This is a genomic window from Nocardioides sp. Kera G14 (assembly GCF_020715565.1).
Taxonomy (GTDB): domain Bacteria; phylum Actinomycetota; class Actinomycetes; order Propionibacteriales; family Nocardioidaceae; genus Nocardioides.
Genome location: NZ_CP085839.1, coordinates 2689844 through 2708042 on the forward strand (window position 1 = coordinate 2689844; position 18199 = coordinate 2708042).

Sequence of the window (18199 nt, forward strand, 5' to 3'; positions counted from 1 at the left end):
GGCCACAGCCATCACCGACTGCGGGCGGAGTGGGTTGCGGTTCCGACCGATGCGGCAGTCGCTGGGTTCACGAGCAAGCCGCGAATCCCCACACGGGTCAGCGCCGTGCACCACTCCCCATCCTCCTCTGCTCCCCAGGATGGAGTCGAACCATCGTCGCTAATCCTGATTCAAAGTCAGGCGGGCCCTGCCGGCAGACCAACTGGGGATCGCGTCCTCACGCTTGTCGAGGATGCGGCCAGACCACCTTCATGCGGGCGACGAAGGGATCCGGCTGGTCGAACATATCGGTCCCGGGACCGATCTCGAGAAACTCCACCGTGCCCCCGTGCGACTCGATCTCGCCGGTGAGCCAGTGCGGTGAGAAGCGCCGGGTGAGCGGCCGCGGCTCGGGCAGCGGCACATCGCCGGCGCCGTCGACCTGTGCGGAGAACTCCAGCCAGAGCGCATGGCCGCGTCCTCGCAGCGTCGCGGAGGCGAGCCGGAGGAGCTGGTGGCGGGCGTCCTCGTCGAGGGAGCCGATCAGCCCGCGTGCATAGAGATCGCGCGGCTCGCGCGCCAACGACGAGAGCAGCGACATCATCAGTCGCAGGTCGTTGAGCACGATGATCTCGACGGCCACCTGCTCCTCGGTGAGCCCGGCGGCGGCTCGACGACGACGCATCAACTGGAGCCCGGGTCGGGAGTAGTCCATCGCAAGGACCTTCCGGCCGGAGGCACCGAACCAGAGTGCGTCACGTCCCGTGCCGGCCCCGAGATCGACCAACGCGGCGTCCGGCGCCAACTGCTCCGACACCCACTGCGCGAAGGACGACGGCGTCTCGGGTACCCGGTCGAGCGCGGGCGGCTGGAAGACCGACAGCCAGAGCGGCACCTCGGCCCGCAGGCCGCGGAACCAGCCGTCGAGTCGACGTACGCCCAAGGGGTTGTCCTGGTAGCGGAAGCCGGGATCGGGGACGCGCCACTTCGGGCCGTAGACGAAGGTGAGCATCGCCTCGGGGTCCTTCGGCGCGGGGAACTCCTGGCCCTCGAGCGTCACGGTGCCCAGCGGCAGCAGGTGGGCATCGACGTCGAAGAGGCCGTTGCGGTTGCCGAACTGGTAGAAGACGTCCCCTTGAGAACTGGAGATCGTGAAGGCCGAAAACACGTCGATATGGGCGTTGCTGCCGTCCGACAGCGGCCAGATCACCTTGAGGTCGCCCGCCGACATGCGCAGCACGGTCCAGTCGAGCTCGCTGAGCGCCCGCTGGACGCGGTAGCTCTCGGCGATGATGTCCGCCGGCGTCCCGTGCCGGGAGTAGTAGCAGAGGTCCACGTCGGAGTCGTGGCCGAGCATCGTGCCCTGCCGCACGGCGCCGAGCAGCGCGCCGTAGCAGAGGTAGGCCTCCACCCCGCAACGCTCGTGCAGCTCGCGCAGCACGGTCTGCGTCGCGGCCAGCAGCTCGGCCTTCATGTCGGCCGACGTCTCCTCGAAGGAGCGCGTCAGGTGGCCGACCTTGTCGATGGAGTACGGCGACCCCGACTCGTCGACGAACGCGACCCGCTCCGCCGAGCCACTGAAGGCGACCTCGTCGTCGTGGACCACCACGCCGCCGTCGTACGTCGCCAACCGCAACCGCGTCGAGCCGATGAGGAAGGGGCGGAGCACCCGCGGCCAGGACACCGTCGCGACCGCGCCGGAGACCGAACCGTCGCGGGACGGGGTGAAGGACCAGACGTACTGGTCGTCGAAGAAGACCAGCAAGGGCTCGTCGGGTGCTCCGTGGAGCACCAGTCCCTCGCGGTCGATGTCGGCCCGCGCCACCTCAGACCGATTCGCGCAGCGCGGCCACGAGGGCGTCGACGCGGGCGTGGTCCTTGTCCTCGATCGCGACGAGGATCTGTGCGACCTGGTCGGTCAACTCCTCCACACGACGACGCAGGACGCGGTTGTCCGCGACCTCCTGCTCCAGACGGGCCACCCGCTCACGCAGGCTCTCCACCGCGGCCATCAGTTGCCTACTTTCACGTTGCTGGGCCAGGTCACACGCATGCGACACACGGCCGGGTCAGGGAGATCGAACATGTCGGCACCCACGACGAGCTCACGGTAGTCGATCCGACCACCGGCGGCCTCGATCTCGCGCGCGATGAGGTCGGGATCGAGTCGACGTACGAGCGGAACCGGGGTCGGCTCGGGAGCGCCGGGGGCGGTCGCGGCGAACTGGAGGAACATCGCCTGCCCGCCACGCAGGGACATCGACGCCATCCGGAAGAGGTTCGCGCGGGCCTCCTCGTCGAGGCAGCCGAGGAGCTCGCGGGCGTAGAGGTGGCGGGGATTGCGGGACAGTCGCGCGCCGAGAACGAGCACGCGACGGAGCTCGTTGAACATCGTCTGGTCCGAGCGCACCAGGTCGCTCTTGATCCGACGGGTCCGGGCGTAGGAGCGCCGCGAGAAGTCGACGGCGCGCACGCGGTGCCCCCGCTCGGCGAAGTAGCGGGTGTCGCGGCCGTTGCCCGCACCGAGATCGGCGACCTTGTCGTCCGGACCGATCTGCGACTCGACCCACATCGCGAAGGCGGTCGGCTCGCGGTTCAGGTCACGGGCACGCTGGTCGTAGACGTCGTTCCAGAGCGGCAGCTCGTCGCGGAATCCCCGGAACCAGCCGTTGAGCCGCTCGATCCCGTGTGGGTTGTCGCGGTGGACGAAACTGGGGTCGGGCACCTTCCAGTGCGGTCCGTAGACGAAAGCGAGCATCGCCTCGGGATGCTTGGGGGCCGGGAACTCCACGCCCTCGAGCGTGACCGTGCCCAGCGGCAGCAGATCGGCCTGAGCATCGAAGGCGCCCGATCGGTTGCCGAACTGGTAGAAGGTGCCCTGCACGGTGAAGGCGCCGAAGATGTCGATGTGGCACTTCATCCCGCTCGACAGGACCCGGACCACCTTGATGTCACCGCCTGACATCCGGGTGACCATCCAGCCCTGGGCGCGCACGATCCGCTCGATCCGATAGCTCTCGCGGATGATGTCGACCGGCACGCCGTGCTGGCTGTAGTAGCAGACGTCGACGTCGGTGTCGTGGCCGATCATCTTCCCGTTGCGGACCGCACCGAGAAGGGCGCCGTAGCAGAGGTAGGCATCGACGCCGGCCTTCTCACGGAGTACGTCGAGGACCTCGTAGGTCGCCGTGAGGAGCTCGCGGCGGACCTCCTCGGGCGTCTCGGTGAAGGCCCGGCCGAGGTGGCCGACCTTGTCGACCGAGAGCAGTTGGCCCAGCCGGTTGACGACGGCCACACGCTGGTCGGCGTCGCTGAAGCGGTGCTCCTGCTCGAACCAGACACGGTCGCCGGAGACGTCCTGGAGCCGGACCTGCGTCACGCCCTCGAGGAAGCGGACGAGGTTGGGCGGCCAGGGGACGAGTGTCCTGAAGCCGCGCAGGATCCCGTCCCGTGCCGGCGTGAAGGACCAGATGTAGCGTCCGTCGAACTGCACGACGACCGGCTCGGCCGGTGGGTCGGAGAGCCAGATGCCGTCGGTGTCGATCACCGCGGTGGTCATGAGGGCGTGTGTCAGATCGTCTTGCGATACTGCGACAGGATCTCGCGGACCTGCGTCTCGTCACGGTCCTGGATCGGGACGAGCAACTCGGCGACGACGTCGGAGAGCTCGGCGATCCGCCGGTGGAGCTGGCGGTCGGCCTCGAGCTCCTTCTCCAGCGCGAGCACCCGCCCATGCAGGCTGCGGTCGAACACCTTGGTGCCGCGCACCTTCTCGCGGACCTTCCGGGCGAAGTCCTTCGCCGGCGTCTCGGTCATCGCACAATCTCCTTCGTTTGCGGCCACACCACACGCATCCGCGCCACCGCTGGATCTGGATTATCGAACATGTCGACGCCCGGAGCGATCTCGACATGCGCGACGGTGCCGCCCGCCGCCTCGATCTCCTTCGTGAGTACGCCGACATCGACCCGTTTCACCAGGGGCCGCGGCTCCGGGTCGATCACCAGGCCGCTCGACGCGGAGAACTCCAGCCACATGCTCTGGCCGCGCCGCAGCGCGGTCCTGCCGATCTGCCAGAGGTTGTCACGCGCGGCGTCGTCGAGGCAGCCGAGCAACTGACGGGAGTAGATCTCGCGGGGCTCCCGCGCGAGGATCGCGATCAGGTGGAGCACCTGGCGACTCTCGTTCATGATCACCTGCGACATGTGCCGGTTGGGGAGCAGCTTCGGCGAGGCACCGAGGCGCTTCTTGAGCGCCATGGTCTCGACCTTGGACCGACGCGAGTAGTCGCTCGAGCGGACCCGGTGGCCCTGCAGCGCGAACCACACGGCGTCGCGACCGTTGCCGGCGCCGAGCTCCATCACGGCCGCGTCGGCCGGGATCTGGCGGTGCACCCACTCGGCGAAGTCCGAGCCGGTCGTCGGCACCGGGGACTTCCGGCCGGCAGTGCCGCGCAGCAGAATCGTCCAGTCGCCCATGCGGTCGCGGAAGCCGCGCAGCCAGCCGTCGAGCCTGGTCATGATGAGCGGGTCGATGTACGGCGTGTAGCCGGGGTCCGGGACCCGCCACGTCGGGCCGTAGAGGTAGGCGAGCATCGCCTCCGGGTTCGCCGGGGCTAAGAGCTCGTGGCCGTCGAGCGTGACGGTCGTCAGCGGCCACAGGTCGGCGGCGTCGTACGGACCGCCGTGCTCACCGAGGACGTAGAACCAGTCCCCGATCCAGAACGAGGAGAAGACGTCGATGTGGCAGTTGCGGCCGTCCGAGAGCGGCCAGATGACCTTGAGGTCGCCGCCGGACATGCGGAGCACGTCCCAGCCGAGCCCCTTGAGGGTCCGCTCGATGCGGAAGGTCTCGGCGATGATGTCGGCGGGAGCGGTGTGGCGCGAGGTGTAGCAGACGTCGGTGTCGGAGTCGTGGCCGAGCATCCGGCCCTCGCGCACCGCACCGAGGAGCGCGCCGTAACCGAGCCAGGCCGCGACGCCGCACTGCTCGTTGAGCGCGGCGATGACCGTCTTCGTGCCCTCGAGGATCTCGTCCTTGATCTCCTGCGCGGTCGACGCGAAGGAGCGGGTGAGGTGGCCCATCCGGTCGATGGCGTACGGCAGGCCGTCGCTGTCGACGAACGCGACCCGCGTCGCCGCGTCGGACGGCGTACCGAAGGTGTACTCCTCGTCGAGGAACGTCTCACCGTCATGCGTCGCGGCACGGACCCGCGTCGTGCCGTCGAGGAACGGGCGCAGCACGTCGGGCCACTCGACCTTGCGGCCGGTCGGGCGGAAGGACCAGATGTGGCGGTCGTCGAAGAAGACCATGACCGCCGGGGCGCCCGCCTTCACACCCGGAAGGTGCAGCCCCTGGTCGTCGATCAAGAAGCGGCCTCAGCGGCGCGCTTGAGGTGCTGGCGCAGCGCGGTGCTGGACGTCTGGATGGAGTAGGGGAAGTAGCAGACCTCGACGCCGACCTCGGCCATCTCCGCCTCGAGCTTCGCGCCCTTGGGCGTGCCCTTCCAGTCGTCTCCCTTGAAGAGCCGGTGGAACTGCACATCGCGCCAGGCGTCGCGCTTGTCCAGGCTCGTCTCGACGTAGGTGGCGTCGACGATGCCGATGGCATCGACGATGGCCTCGCGCTCCTCGAGCGGAACCGTCGGCCGGATGCCCTTGCCCAGCTCGCACATCTCGTCCGACACGACGCCGGCGACGAGGACGTCGCAGCGGCTGCGGGCCTGGCGGAGCATGTTGAGGTGCCCGACGTGGAAGAGGTCGAAGACGCCCGGCACGTAGCCGATGATCTTCCCGCTCTGGGCGCCGGTCGAGTCACTCACGCAGGTCAGGCTATCGCCCTAGTCTGAAAATCATGGATCTTCCGGTGATGCCCCCCGTGCTGCCGATGCTCGCCAAGCCGCAGGCGAAGGTGCCCACCTCAGGGGGCATCGCCTTCGAGCCGAAGTGGGACGGGTTCCGCTGTCTCGTCTTCCGTGACGGCGAGGAGATCGAGCTGGCGTCGCGGACCGCGAAGTCGCTGACGCGCTACTTCCCCGAGCTGGTCGAGTCACTGCGCACGGCCCTGCCGACGCGGTGCGTCGTGGACGGAGAGCTCTTCGTGGCCTTCCAGGACCGGCTGGAGTTCGAGCTGCTGCAGCAGCGCATCCACCCGGCGGCCTCGCGGGTGCAGAAGCTCGCCGTCGAGCTGCCGGCCTCGTTCGTCGCCTTCGACCTGCTGGCGCTGGACACCGTGGACTGCATGGCGTTGCCCTTCCGCGAGCGTCGGGCGGCGCTGGCCGGCGTACTCTCCGACCTCTCCCCCACCGGACAGGTGCATCTGGCGCGGACGACGGAGGACCCCGCGGAGGCGGAGCGGTGGTTCCGGGAGTTCGAGGGCGCGGGCTTCGACGGGGTCGTCGGCAAGCCGCTCGATGCGCCGTACGCGCCCAACCAGCGCACGATGATCAAGGTCAAGCACGCCCGCACTGCCGACGTCGTGGTCGCCGGGATGCGCCCGCACAAGACCTCCACCGACGAGCGACCGTTGCTCGGCTCGCTGCTGCTGGGCCTGTACGACGCCGGCGGCCTGCAGCACGTCGGCGTCTGCGCCACGTTCACCGACGCGAGGCGTGCCGAGCTGTGGGCCGAGCTCTCCGAGCTGGAGGTGCCGATCGAGGGACACCCGTGGTCGTTCATGGGTGAGGGTGCCATCGCCAACCCCGACCGGGTGCCGGGGACGCAGTCGCGCTGGAGCGGCGGGAAGGACCTCTCCTTCGTGCCTCTCGCGCCGACGCGCGTGGTCGAGGTCGGCTACGACCACATGGAGGGGCGGCGCTTCCGGCACACGACGCAGTTCAAGCGCTGGCGGCCGGATCGGGATCCGACGTCGTGCGACTACGACCAGCTCGAGACGGTCACCGCCTTCGACCTCTCCACCGTCTTCGAGGAGTAGGTTTCGGGACATGAGCTACGACGTCGTACTGCTGGTCGAACAGGCCCTCTCCCCCGCCGACGCCACCCAGGTGTGCTCGCTCCACCAGGAGATCGCGGACGAGGGCGAAGGGCCCGTGGTGTACCACGTGCTGCTGCCGATGGAGGACGCCGCGGCCCGGATCGAGGCCTCGCTCGGCACGCTGTCCGGCGGCGGCATGGTCGGCTCACCGTCCCTGCTGCTCGACTCCGTCGACTTCGACGACGTACGTCGTGAGTGCCTGGACGAGGCGAACGCCGCCCTGCAGAAGTCGCTCGCCGCGTTGCGCGGCGTGGGCGCCACCGCCGAGGGCCAGGTCGTCGACGCGGTCCCGGTCGAGGCGCTCAAGGCGAAGGTGGCCGAGGTCGACGGCCGCGAGGCGATCGTCCTGACCGCGCCGCACGTGGTGGCGGAGTTCTTCCACGTCGACTGGACACACCAGGCCCGGCGCGCCCTCGATGTGCCCGTGCTGCACCTGCTCGAGCGGGAGAACTTCGACGAGCAGGCCGGCGAGGGCGAAGGCATCACCGGCGTCTGACGCTGCTAGGCTCGGTGCCGCGCACCGGGCCGACAGGCTCGCTTAGTGGGGGTGTCTCGCATCGGGGGATGCGGGACCACTAGTGCCTTGTGAGGGCCTGATGATCGGGGGATCGTCAGGCCCTCACGTCATGTGCCGATCCGGTTGCCCTCGTCGTCCCAGTGGTCGGCGCGCTTCTTGCTGGGCTGGACGCGCGGGGGCTCGCCGGGCATCTTCGGGTAGTCGGGCGGGAAGTTCGTCTCGACGCCGTCCCAGAGGGCCATCAGCGGCTCGAGGTCGTGGTGTACGTCGTCCATCCCCTGCCACGGGTCACGCTCGGAGACCAGCGGGGGGACGGTGACGAGGTTGAGCTCCTTGGGATCGGCGAGCGACTCGAGCTCGTCCCACGTGATCGGCGTCGAGACCGGCGCACCGGACTTGGCGCGGAGCGAGTAGGCCGAGGCGATGGTGCGGTCGCGGTTGTTCTGGTTGAAGTCGATGAAGATGCGGTCGCCGCGCTCCTCCTTCCACCAGTTCACGGTGACGCCGTCCGGGTCTCGCCGCGACAGCTCCTGGCCGATGCCGATCGCCGCGTGGCGGACGTCCTCGAAGGAGTGCGCGGGCTCGATCCGGACATAGAGATGGAGCCCGCGGTTGCCGGAGGTCTTGAGATAGCCGGTCACACCGAGCTCGGCCAACAGCTCGCGCGCGGCCACGGCCACCCGCTTCGCGTCGGCGAACCCCGTGGCTCCATAGGGGTCGAAGTCCAGGCGCAGTTCGTCGGGGTGGTCCAGCGACGCGGCGTCGGGACCTCGTCGGACCGGCCACGGATGGAAGGTGAGGGTGCCCATCTGCGCGGCCCAGACGAGGGCGGCGGGTTCGGTCGGGCAGAGCTCGTCCTGGGTGCGGCCGGAAGGGAAGGTGACGTGAGCGGTCTCGACATAGTCGGGCGCGCCCTTGGGGAGCACCTTCTGGAAGAAGCCGTCACCGGCCGTGGCCTTGGGGCCGTGGTACTCCGGGCGGCCGTCTCGGATCGGGGTCGCGAGCTGCATGCCCTCGCGCCAGCCGTCCGGCCAGCGCTCCAGCGCACACGGCCGGAGCCCGATCGAGCGCATCATCGGATCGCCGACGGTGGCGTAGTACTCCGCCACCATCAGCTTGGTGACCTCCGGCGTCCGCTCGGTCGCCTCGTAGATCACCCGACCCGGGCTCGAGATCCGGACCTCGCGCTCTCCCACGGAGAGGTATGCGGCGTCATCTCGCTTGGCCATGAGGCCTAACCTAGAGGGCGTGGGATACAACGTGGAGAAGTCTGACGAGGAGTGGCGCGAGGAGCTCTCGCCCGAGGAGTACGCGGTGCTGCGTCAGGCCGGCACGGAGCGTGCCTTCACCGGTGAGTACACCGACACCGAGACCCGCGGGATGTACGTCTGCAAGGCCTGCGACGCCGCGCTCTTCGAGTCCGACACGAAGTTCCACTCCGGCTGTGGCTGGCCGTCGTTCTACCAGCCGATCACCGACACGATCGAGTACATCGAGGACAACAGCCACGGCATGAAGCGCGTCGAGGTGCGGTGTGCCAACTGCGGCTCCCACCTCGGCCACGTCTTCCCCGACGGCTACGGCACGCCGACCGGCGACCGCTACTGCATCAACTCGATCAGCCTCAAGCTCAACACCGCGGAGTGAGCCCCGCGGCACGCCGTGCCGCTAACGTCAGGGCATGCGCATCGCGATGTGGTCGAGGCCTCGCAACCTCTCCACCGCGATGATGCGCGCCTTCGAGAACCGACCGGACTGCAGCGTCGTCGATGAGCCGTTCTACGCGGCCTACCTGTCCGCGACCGGGCTCGACCACCCGGCACACGACGAGGTCATCGCCAGCCAGCCGACCGACTGGCGTGAGGTCGCCGAGCAGTTGACGACCGGCTGCGACTCGGTCGCGCGGTGACGTCGATCGACCCCGAGGGCGTCTTCGTCGCCAACCACGGGATCCGCTGATCGCCGACGCTTGGGTGAACGGTCCGGGCACCTCCGGGTGCTCGGACCGTTCACCCTTTCGGCAGGCGTCAGAAGGCGTTGAGATCCAGGCCCGTCGGTGTCGGGTTGGGCAGCTCACCACTCGCGACGATCGCCGCGCGCAACGGGTGTACCTGCTCGACGAGCTCCTCGATCTCCGCCTCGCTCAGGACGTCGTACGCCGACGCCGCCAGGCTGTCCGTGGCGTCCTCGATCTCGGCCTTCACCTCGGCCCCGCGCGTGGACAGTGACCCGTCATCGTCGAGGAGGCCGCGCCCGGTGAGGGCGGCCTGGCATGCGGCCCACTCCTCGGGCGTGAAGTTCCGGGTCCTCTCGTAGGCCTTGGCCGGCAGACCGATCTGCGCGGCGTGGAAGACGTGCGACTCCCGGCCCTCGATGCCATGGGCCAGGAGCGCCGCGACGTGACCGTCACCGCGGTGTTCGCGGAGCAGGGTCGCGGCATGCCACAACCGGCCCAGGACATCGTCGGGCACCGGGACGGAGCGGTGGGCGGCGAAGAGTGCGCGCCCCTCGAGCGGGGCGGCGAGCGCTGCCCGGAGGGCGAGCTCGGCGGCGCGCTCGAGGTCGGGGACGGGGCCGCCGGTGAGCTCCGCGGCGTGGCGCGCCAGCGCCGCCGTCGACCCTTGGAGCCGCGCCGTCAATGCCACCTCGGGAGGCGCGAACGACCACGCGTCGGGCAACGCCTTGGCCACGTGCTCGGGCGCGAAGTTGTAGAAGAGCGCCTGCACGACCTCGGCTGACGCCGCACCCAAAGGAGCCGAGCGCTGGGCGAAGTAGCCCATCCAGTAGCCCTTGTAACCGACCTCCTTCAGCGCCGACAAGGCCTCGGGTGCGAAGTAGCAGACGACGTGGATCGGCTCGAGGAGGGCCCACATACGGCGGGCGGTGGCGGGTTCGGTCATGGCGGACAAACTAGGGCGCACCGGCCGTAGCACGCGTGCTACGGTGACCACATGTCGGCGCTTCCGCATGAGCACGGCCCAAGGACCATCTCGCACCGGGAGCTGCGCAACAACAGCGCGCAGGTCCTCCGCGACGTCGAGGCCGGCGAGACCTTCATCATTACGAACAACGGGCGTCCGGTCGCTCAGTTGATGCCGCCCGGAAGCCCGCTCCTGCCGATTGCCGTGCCCCGCGATCCGAGCGTGCGCGCAACCGACCTGGTGAGCCACACGGCGAGCAGGCCGTCGAAGGAGATCTTGGACGAACTGCGAGAGGAGCGGGTCTGATGTACCTCGTCTATGTGGATACGTCGTGCGCGGCGAAGGTCCTCCTGCAGGAGACGGAGACAGCCCGCATCAAGAAATGGCTGGAGGAGAGTGGTTTCACCTTCGTCTCGAGCCGCCTGCTGGAAACGGAGATCCGACGCGTCGCGGCACGAGAAGGTATCGAGCAGACTGCTGCCACAGCTCTGCTGGCGCGTTTCGACCTCTTCGATGTCGCCCAGACCGCGTTTCGCGGCGCCGGAATGTACCCGGATCCTCTCGTCAGGTCACTCGACGCCCTCCACCTCACGATGGCCGCTCTGATCGGCGCACAGGCTATGGCGACGTACGACGACCGGATGGCCGAGGCGGCACAGCAGATGGGCCTGGCGGTTGTCCTCCCGGACGCCGCCTGAGCCGAGGCAGCGTCAGGGAAGCTGCGCGAGCAGCGTGGCGACGTCGATCCGGCGGCCGGTGTAGAACGGCACCTCTTCGCGCACGTGGCGGCGCGTCTCGGAGCCGCGCAGGTGGCGCATCAGGTCGACGATCCGGCCGAGGTCGTCGGCCTCGAAGGCGAGGATCCACTCGTAGTCGCCGAGCGCGAAGGACTGCACCGTGTTGGCGCGGACGTCGGGGTAGTCGCGGCCCATCTGGCCGTGCTCGGCGAGGAGGCGTCGGCGCTCGGTCTCCTCGAGCAGGTACCACTCGTACGAGCGGACGAAGGGGTAGACGGCGACGTACCCATGCGCGCGCTCGTCGGCGAGGAACGCCGGGAGGTGGCTCCGGTTGAACTCGGCCGGTCGGTGCATCGCCATCTGGGACCAGACCGGGGCGAGCCGCCCACCGAAGGCCGTGCGGCGGAAGGCGTGGTAGGCCTCCTGGAGCTCGTCGGACGTCGTGGCGTGCCACCAGATCATCACGTCGGCGTCGGCACGGAGACCGGCGACGTCGTAGACGCCGCGGATCTTCACGTCACGGGCCTCGAGGTCGGCGAGGAACTGCTCGAGCTCAGCGGTCTCGGACGTCCGGGTGACCTCGTCGGCGCCCATCGCCCGCTCCAGGCGGAAGACCGACCACATCGTGAAGCGCTGGGTCTCGTTGAGCTCGTTGATCCGCGCCGCGTTGGACTTGAGGTGGGCCTGCGGGTCGTTGCTGGTCTCGGTCACCCGACCATTATCGGTCGCGCTCAGCTCGACCCTGCGTCGACCCCGATCGAGCTGCGCACGCGCGCGGCGAAGGCGACGAAGTCGGGGTCGGCACGCAACTCCGCGGCGCTCGCGTCACGACGGGTGAAGTCGATGGCGTGGTCGTCGATGACGCGACCCGGCCGCGGGCTCATCACGAGGACGCGGGTGGCGAGCAGCGCGGCCTCCTCCACGCTGTGGGTGACGAGGACGACGGTCTTGCCGGTCTGCTTCCAGATCGTCCGGAGCTCCTCCTGGAGGCGCTCGCGGGTGAAGGTGTCGAGCGCGCCGAAGGGCTCGTCGAGCAGCAGCACCTCCGGGTCGGCGGCGAGGGCTCGGGCGATCTGGGTCCGCTGCTGCATCCCACCGGAGAGCTCGTAGACCTGCCGGCCCGCGAAGTCCGAGAGCCCCACGCGGGCGAGCTCACGGGCGACGATCTCCCGGCGTTGGGCCCGCGGCAGCCCCTGGAGTTCGACGCCGAGCTCGACGTTGCGGGCGACGGAACGCCATGGCAGCAGCGACGACGACTGTTGGAAGACCACACCGCGCCGACGACCCGGCCCGACCACCACGGCATCGCCGAGGAGGACACATCCGTGGCTCGGCGGCCGCAGTCCGGCGAGGATCTCGAGCAGGGTCGACTTGCCGCAGCCCGACGGTCCGACGAGCGCCACGAAGGAGCCCGCCCCGATGGTCAGGCTCGTCTCCGTGAGGGCGTGCACCGGCTCGGCGCCACGCGAGCGGTAGGTGTGGCCGACCCCGTCCAGGACGAGGTCGGCCACACCGGCGGCGACGGTGTCGCTCACTTGACCGCCGCAGCGAAGGTCGGCACCACCGCGTCGTGGTAGGACTGCTCGTCCGCCACGCTGTCGATCTGCCCGAGGTCCTTGTTGAACTGCGCGGCCGCGTAGAGGTTGTCCGGCAGCGTCTTGCCGAGGTAGTCGTCACCGGCCTGGTCGGCGGCGTCGACGAAGATCAATCCCTTGGCCTGCTCCTCGGCGTCCTCGGGCGTGATGTTGGCCTCCGCCGCGATCGAGTCGTAAGCCTTCTGGTCGCCGGCGTTGAGCTGCTTGACCGCCTCGTCCTCGGCCTTCACCCACGTCTGTACGGCGTCGGGGTACTTCTTCGCGAACGCGGTCGCGACCACGGCGAGGTCGTACGTGGTCTGGCCCTTGGCCGCGAGCTCGGCGCTGGTGACGAGCGTGGTGGCACCGTCGAGCTGGGCGAGTGTCGGGTTCCAGACGTAGGCCGCGTCGATCTTGCCGGCCTTCCATGAGGCGAGGATGGCGTCCGGCTCGGCGTCGATGATCTTGACGCTGGAAACATCGACGCCGGCGTTCTTCAGCGCGGCGAGCAAGCTGTAGTGCGAGGTCGACGCGAACGGCGTGGCGACCGTCTTCCCCTTGAGGTCGGCGATCGACGTGATGCCCGGCTTGGCGGCGAGCGCCTCGGCGTCCCCGATGACATCGAAGATCCACGGAACCTCGTAGGGGAGATTGGTCGAGAGGCCCCGTGAGACAGGGCTGGAGCCGGCGAGGCCGATGTCGAGGCTGCCGGCTGCGATCGCCGTGTTGACGTCGCCGCCCGAGGCGAACTGCTTCCACTCGATCTTCACGTCGTCACCGAAGGCCCTCTCGAGGAGCTTCTGGTTCTTCACGACGAGGTCGCCGTTGGTGATGAGCTGGTAGCCGATGCGGATGACCTTCGGCTGCCCCGAGGCGGTCGAGTCGGAGTCGTCGGAGCCGCCGCAAGCCGAGAGGCCCAACGTGGTCGTGGCGAGGACGCCGGCCGCGACGAGGCGGACGAGCGTGGAGGTGCGGGTCATGGGTGGATCACTTTCTCTCGGGGTTCTCGGGACATCTGGGACGGGTGGTCGGCGCGGGTCATGCGCGGCCGCGCCAAGGCGCGACGCGGCGCTCGACGAGCCGGAGGACGGCGTCGATCGCGATGGCGGTGAGCCCGATGACGATGACGGCGAGGATCGCGACGTCGGCGCGGAGCTCCTTCTGCGAGGACCAGGCGAGCCCGCCGAGGCCGGGGATGCCGTTGACCGTCTCGGCGGAGACGATGGTCGTCCAGGCGAAGCCGGAGGCGAGCCGCAGCCCGGTGACGATGTCACCGGCGACCGACGGCAGCACGACCGTGCGGATCAGGCCGAAGCGCCCGGCGCCGAGGACGAGTGCCGCGTTGACGCGCTCGTGCCGCACGTTGCCGACACCGGCGGCCGTGGCGATCGTGATCGGGGCGAAGGCGGCGAGGAAGAGCAGCCAGATCTTGGAGCTGTCCTCGATGCCGAACCACAGGATCAGCAGCGGGAAGTAGCCCAGCGGTGGCAGCGCCTTGAGGAAGTCCACGGCCGGACCGAGGATCCGGTCGGCGACGCGGGAGAGGCCGATCAGCAGGCCCAACGGGACACCGACGACAGTCGCCCAGACCAGGCCGATGAGGACCCGCTTCAGGCTCGCGCCGAGGTGGACCCACAGGTAGTCGCCCGAGAGCCCCTTCACGCCATCGTGCGTGGTCACGGACTGGAGGAACGCGTGCCACACCTTGACCGGGCTCGGCAGGAGGAACTCGCTGAACTGGCCGGACGCCGAGGCGAGCCACCAGACGGCCAGCACGATGAGCGCGGCGATGAGGCCGCCGTACCACGTGCGCGAGCCGGCGCCGGACTCGGCGGACTCGAGACGACGGTCGACCCAGCCGACCCGCCGGCCCTCGACGTCGCGGGCGGCGCGGCTCATGCGGGGCGCTCCCAGACACCGCGGCGCGCCAGCTCGGGCAGGACGCCCTCGCCGAACCAGTAGGCCTCCTCGAGGTGTGGGTAGCCGGAGAGGACGAACTCGGAGATCCCGACGGCGGCGTACTCCTCGATCAGGTCGGCGATCTCGGTGTAGCTGCCGACGAAGGCGGTGCCGGCGCCCGCGCGCAGGAGTCCGACGCCGGCCCACAGGTGCGGGTGGATCTCGAGGGAGTCACGGCGGCCGCCGTGCAGCTCCTGCATCCGCCGCTGGCCCTCGGAGGCACTCTTCTTCAGGCCCTCCTGCACCGTCGCGATCTCCTCGTCCGAGATCGCCTCGAGCAGGCGGTCGGCCTCGGCCCACGCGGCCTCGGACGTCGCCCGGGCGATCGAGTGCACGCGCAGTCCGAAGCGGAGTTCGCGCCCCTCCACGGCGGCCAGGGCGCGGACGCGCTCGACCTTCTCCGCGACGGCCGCAGGCGGCTCGCCCCACGTGAGATAGACGTCGACGTGCCTCGCGGCGACCTCGAGCGCCTCGGGAGAGGAGCCGCCGAAGTAGAGCTCGGGGATCGGGTCGGGGACCTTCTGCAGGACCGCGTCCTCCACGAAGAGGTGCTTGCCACGGAAGTCCACGGTCTCGCCGGTCCAGAGCCGTCGCACGATCTCGAGGAACTCGCCGGTGCGCTCATAGCGGTCGACCTTGCCGAGGTCGTCGCCGAACATCAGCTGTTCGTGGTCCTCCCCGCCCGCGACGACGTTGAGCAGCAGTCGACCGCCGCTGAGGTTCTGGAAGGAGCCGGCCATCTGCGCAGCGAGGTAGGGCGAGATCAGGCCGGGGCGGAAGGCGACCAGGAAACCCAACTTCTTCGTGACGCTGGCGATCATCGCGGTCGTGACCCACGCGTCGTCGCACCACGAGCCGGTCGGCGTGAGCGCCGCCTCGAAGCCGAGCTGCTCCGCGCTGCGCGCGATCTGGCCGAGGTAGTCGACCGAGCTCGGCCTGCTCTTGTCGCCGAGCACCTCGACCCCGTGACCGCCTCCGACGATGTCCCGGCCATCACCGCCGTTGGTCGGCAGGAACCAGTGGAATCGCAGGCCGGTCACGTCAATCTCCTCATTTACTGAACTAACTCACTAGACATAAGAGACTGCTGCCTTAGGGTGGGAGGGTGCAAGTGCCACGTGACCGCGTTTCGCCGAACCTGTGGTCGGACTTCCCGCCCACCATTTCCGTCGACACCGAGGGGTCACCATGAGGTTGGAGCAGCTGGAGTACGTCGCCGCGGTGACCCGGACAGGCTCACTGCGCCAGGCCAGCGAGCAGCTGCACGTCTCGAAACCGGCCCTCTCCGAGGCCATCTCCCGGCTCGAGCGCGAGCTCGGCGTGAGCCTCCTCGACCGGAAGCGCTCGGGCGCCCGGATGAGCCGGCAGGGCCGCGAGCTCCTTCCCCTCATCACCGAGCTGCTCGACGTCGCCGAACGCCTGCGCCGGGCCGCCGGCCAGCAGTCGACGAACAGTTCGGTCGTCCGCATCGGCACCGTCAACACCGCCACGCCCACCGTGGTGGCGCCGGGCCTGCGCAGCTTCCAGGAGACGCACCCGACGACAGGCGTAGAGCTGATCGCCCTCGCCCACGCCGAGATCCTGCAGCACCTCGAGGAGGGCTCCCTCGACTTCGGCCTGATCAACGTGCTCGAGGGAGACGACCTCCCGGCGACGTTGCGCGGGACCTCCCTGATGTCCTCGCACCCGTGCGTGGTGCTGCCCTCGGACCACCCACTGGCGGCTGAGGAGACCATCACCGCCGACCAGCTCCGCGCCGAGCGGTTCGTGATGATGCGCTCGGGCTTCCTCATGCATCGCTTCGCGCACCGGCTCTTCGCGGGCCGGCTCCCGGAGACCTGCCACACCGCGGACGGGGGCGAGATCGGCAAGCTCATGGTCGCCCAGGGGCTCGGCGTCATGCTGCTGCCCGAGTTCAGCGTCAGCGACGACCCGCTCGAGACCGCCGGCCTGATCACACGCCGGCCGCTCGCCGGCCCGAGCCCCGCCGTGCGGCTGGTGCTGCTGGAGCGGCGCTCGATCACCCTTCCGGGCCAGGCGCGGGCGCTGCGTGAGGTCTTCGTCCGGCAGGCCGCGCGGGCGGGCGCTACCCGGCGCGGGTGATCCCGGCGACGGCGCGGCGGGCGCCGGCGATGACGGCCGGGATGCCCACGCCGTCGGTGAAGGCACCGACGACCGCGAGCGTCGGGACGGACCGGCGCGCCTCCTCGAGGGCTCGGCGGAGCTCGACGTGTGTCACCGGGTACTGCGGCAGCCCGGAGGACCAGCGCTGGAGGTGCGTGTCGACGGGCGAAGCCCCGAGCCCGGTCGCGTCGGCGAGGTCATCGAGCGAACCGCGGATGAGCTCGTCGTCGCGCAGTCGCGCCCACGAGGCGTCGCCCGCCCGACCGACCGAGGTCCGCAGATGACGGACGCCCGCCATCTCTCCGGCCTCACGGACCCAGTCCCACTTGGCGAAGCTGAAGGTGGACGCCTTGATGAACCTGCCCTCCGAGGGCGGCACGAGGAAGCCGGAGACCGAGCCGTCGAGCGGCTCGTCATCGAGGTCGTCGGCCCGGAAGGCGTGGGTGATCACCGCGACGTCGGCGTACTCCACCTGCGCGAGCCGCTCCGTCACGGCACTGCCGGCGGCGAGCCGGTCGAGCATCCGGGCGGCGAAGGACGCCTGGACGGCGAGGACGACGGCATCGGCGTCGAGCCGCTCGTCGGCGGTCTCGACCCTCCATCCGTCGCCGGTGCGCGTGACGAGCTCGACCACGGTGTCGGTGCGGACGTCGAGCCCCTCGGCCAGGCGTTGTGGCATCAGGCCCATGCCGCCCTTGATGCCCGCGAAGACGGGGGCGTCGGAGCCGCGCGGAATGGCCGCGAGCTGGGGCGTCAGCGGTCCGCGCTCGAGGAGGGTCGCGAGCTGGGGCACTGCCTCGCGCACGCTGATCCGGCGTGCCCGGCCGGCATAGACGCCGCCGAGGAGCGGCTCGACCAGCTTGTCGGTGACCTCCGGGCCGAAGCGCGCATCGATCAGGTCGCCGACGGTCGCCTCGGACTCACGAGGCTCGACGTCCGTCGGCAGGGCCGCCTCGGCCCGCACCCGTTCCATGCCGGCGTCGCTGAGGATTCCGGAGGCCTCGAGTGCGTCGACGTCCATCGGGGCGCCCATGAGGCTGGGCGGCATCGGTCGCAAGGCGCCGTCGGTCCAGATCCGCGACGTCGCGGCGGTCGGATGCACGATCGGGACGCGGAGCTCGGCGCAGAGGGCGATGCCCTCGGGTCGACGCGCCAGCATCGCCTCGGCACCCACGTCGACCATGACGTCCGCGACGGAGGCGAGGCGCAGCTTGCCGCCGACGTACGACGACGCCTCCAGCACGGTGACGTCATGATCGGCTGCGGCCAGGTCGTGTGCCGCCACGAGCCCGGCCACACCCGCTCCGATCACGACGACCCTCATGGTCCCAGTGTCCCAAGAGGGTGACCCCGGCCGTGAGGGGGTGCGCCTCACAGCCGGGGCCGATCAGGGGC

At 69.8% G+C, this 18199-nt stretch carries 21 protein-coding genes and 1 tRNA gene; 7 read left to right on the plus strand and 15 right to left on the minus strand.

Annotation, left to right across the window (positions count from 1 at the left end; translation table 11 throughout):
- Positions 1-130 precede the first annotated feature (130 nt).
- The 7 genes from LH076_RS13180 to LH076_RS13210 all read right to left on the minus strand — a co-directional run bounded on the left by LH076_RS13180 (position 131) and on the right by LH076_RS13210 (position 5800).
- Positions 131-209, minus strand: a tRNA-Gln gene (locus tag LH076_RS13180).
- 8 nt (positions 210-217) lie between these two features.
- The gene (locus LH076_RS13185) at positions 218-1804 is read right to left on the minus strand and encodes a class I SAM-dependent methyltransferase (RefSeq protein ID WP_227781200.1); all 1587 of its coding nucleotides are present in this window, start codon (positions 1802-1804) and stop codon (positions 218-220) included.
- Between the two features lies 1 nt (position 1805).
- Positions 1806-1991, minus strand: coding sequence for a DUF6752 domain-containing protein (locus tag LH076_RS13190; RefSeq protein WP_227781201.1), 186 nt, complete (start codon positions 1989-1991; stop codon positions 1806-1808).
- Positions 1991-3538 (minus strand): class I SAM-dependent methyltransferase, encoded by a 1548-nt coding sequence (locus tag LH076_RS13195; protein WP_227781203.1) that lies wholly within the window; start codon positions 3536-3538, stop codon positions 1991-1993. Before LH076_RS13195 ends, LH076_RS13190 begins: the two co-directional genes overlap by 1 nt.
- A gap of 11 nt (positions 3539-3549) precedes the next feature.
- On the minus strand, positions 3550-3795 hold the full coding sequence (locus LH076_RS13200) for a DUF6752 domain-containing protein (RefSeq protein WP_227781204.1): 246 nt from the start codon (positions 3793-3795) through the stop codon (positions 3550-3552).
- Complete coding sequence (locus LH076_RS13205; protein WP_227781205.1) at positions 3792-5348, minus strand: class I SAM-dependent methyltransferase; 1557 nt, start codon at positions 5346-5348, stop codon at positions 3792-3794. Before LH076_RS13205 ends, LH076_RS13200 begins: the two co-directional genes overlap by 4 nt.
- Positions 5345-5800, minus strand: a complete 456-nt coding sequence (locus LH076_RS13210; RefSeq protein ID WP_227781206.1) for an adenylyltransferase/cytidyltransferase family protein — start codon at positions 5798-5800, stop codon at positions 5345-5347. The genes LH076_RS13205 and LH076_RS13210 overlap by 4 nt, the downstream gene beginning before the upstream one ends.
- A 32-nt stretch (positions 5801-5832) precedes the next feature.
- Here LH076_RS13210 and LH076_RS13215 point away from each other — a divergent pair, with 32 nt between their 5' ends.
- Together LH076_RS13215 and LH076_RS13220 are read left to right on the plus strand one after the other, a co-directional pair.
- Entirely contained in the window at positions 5833-6912 is a 1080-nt protein-coding gene (locus tag LH076_RS13215) for an ATP-dependent DNA ligase (RefSeq protein ID WP_227781207.1), read from the plus strand.
- A 10-nt stretch (positions 6913-6922) separates the two neighbouring features.
- Positions 6923-7468, plus strand: coding sequence for a hypothetical protein (locus LH076_RS13220; protein ID WP_227781208.1), 546 nt, complete (start codon positions 6923-6925; stop codon positions 7466-7468).
- Between the two features lie 128 nt (positions 7469-7596).
- Here LH076_RS13220 and LH076_RS13225 read toward each other — a convergent pair whose 3' ends face one another.
- Positions 7597-8718: a DNA polymerase domain-containing protein gene (locus tag LH076_RS13225; RefSeq protein WP_227781209.1), complete on the minus strand. Its 1122-nt coding sequence runs from the start codon at positions 8716-8718 to the stop codon at positions 7597-7599.
- A gap of 19 nt (positions 8719-8737) precedes the next feature.
- Here LH076_RS13225 and msrB point away from each other — a divergent pair, with 19 nt between their 5' ends.
- Positions 8738-9136, plus strand: coding sequence for a peptide-methionine (R)-S-oxide reductase MsrB (msrB, locus tag LH076_RS13230; protein ID WP_227781210.1), 399 nt, complete (start codon positions 8738-8740; stop codon positions 9134-9136).
- Between the two features lie 34 nt (positions 9137-9170).
- Complete coding sequence (locus tag LH076_RS13235; RefSeq protein ID WP_227781211.1) at positions 9171-9398, plus strand: hypothetical protein; 228 nt, start codon at positions 9171-9173, stop codon at positions 9396-9398.
- Between the two features lie 118 nt (positions 9399-9516).
- Here LH076_RS13235 and LH076_RS13240 read toward each other — a convergent pair whose 3' ends face one another.
- Entirely contained in the window at positions 9517-10389 is an 873-nt protein-coding gene (locus tag LH076_RS13240) for an SCO6745 family protein (RefSeq protein ID WP_227781212.1), read from the minus strand.
- 51 nt (positions 10390-10440) lie between these two features.
- On the opposite strand from LH076_RS13240, the gene LH076_RS13245 reads away from it, so the two are divergent.
- Both LH076_RS13245 and LH076_RS13250 read left to right on the plus strand, forming a co-directional pair.
- Entirely contained in the window at positions 10441-10716 is a 276-nt protein-coding gene (locus LH076_RS13245) for a type II toxin-antitoxin system Phd/YefM family antitoxin (protein ID WP_227781213.1), read from the plus strand.
- Positions 10716-11108, plus strand: coding sequence for a type II toxin-antitoxin system VapC family toxin (locus LH076_RS13250; protein ID WP_227781215.1), 393 nt, complete (start codon positions 10716-10718; stop codon positions 11106-11108). Before LH076_RS13245 ends, LH076_RS13250 begins: the two co-directional genes overlap by 1 nt.
- Positions 11109-11120: 12 nt before the next feature.
- On the opposite strand, the gene hemQ is transcribed toward LH076_RS13250, so the two are convergent.
- From hemQ to LH076_RS13275, 5 genes are all read right to left on the minus strand, one after another.
- Positions 11121-11771: a hydrogen peroxide-dependent heme synthase gene (gene hemQ / locus LH076_RS13255; protein ID WP_227783643.1), complete on the minus strand. Its 651-nt coding sequence runs from the start codon at positions 11769-11771 to the stop codon at positions 11121-11123.
- A 107-nt stretch (positions 11772-11878) separates the two neighbouring features.
- A complete protein-coding gene (locus LH076_RS13260; RefSeq protein ID WP_227781216.1) occupies positions 11879-12682 on the minus strand; it encodes an ABC transporter ATP-binding protein in 804 nt (267 codons plus the stop codon).
- Positions 12679-13701, minus strand: coding sequence for an ABC transporter substrate-binding protein (locus LH076_RS13265; RefSeq protein ID WP_227781217.1), 1023 nt, complete (start codon positions 13699-13701; stop codon positions 12679-12681). Before LH076_RS13265 ends, LH076_RS13260 begins: the two co-directional genes overlap by 4 nt.
- 58 nt (positions 13702-13759) lie before the next feature.
- Positions 13760-14620, minus strand: a complete 861-nt coding sequence (locus LH076_RS13270) for an ABC transporter permease (protein WP_227781218.1) — start codon at positions 14618-14620, stop codon at positions 13760-13762.
- Positions 14617-15720 (minus strand): LLM class flavin-dependent oxidoreductase, encoded by a 1104-nt coding sequence (locus tag LH076_RS13275; protein ID WP_227781219.1) that lies wholly within the window; start codon positions 15718-15720, stop codon positions 14617-14619. Before LH076_RS13275 ends, LH076_RS13270 begins: the two co-directional genes overlap by 4 nt.
- A 148-nt stretch (positions 15721-15868) precedes the next feature.
- Between LH076_RS13275 and LH076_RS13280 the strand changes: the two genes are divergently transcribed.
- On the plus strand, positions 15869-16783 hold the full coding sequence (locus tag LH076_RS13280; protein WP_227781220.1) for a LysR family transcriptional regulator: 915 nt from the start codon (positions 15869-15871) through the stop codon (positions 16781-16783).
- Here LH076_RS13280 and hemG read toward each other — a convergent pair.
- Complete coding sequence (gene hemG, locus LH076_RS13285) at positions 16767-18128, minus strand: protoporphyrinogen oxidase (RefSeq protein WP_321573706.1); 1362 nt, start codon at positions 18126-18128, stop codon at positions 16767-16769. The two genes, LH076_RS13280 and hemG, sit on opposite strands and share 17 nt — an antisense overlap.
- Positions 18129-18199: the final 71 nt, after the last annotated feature.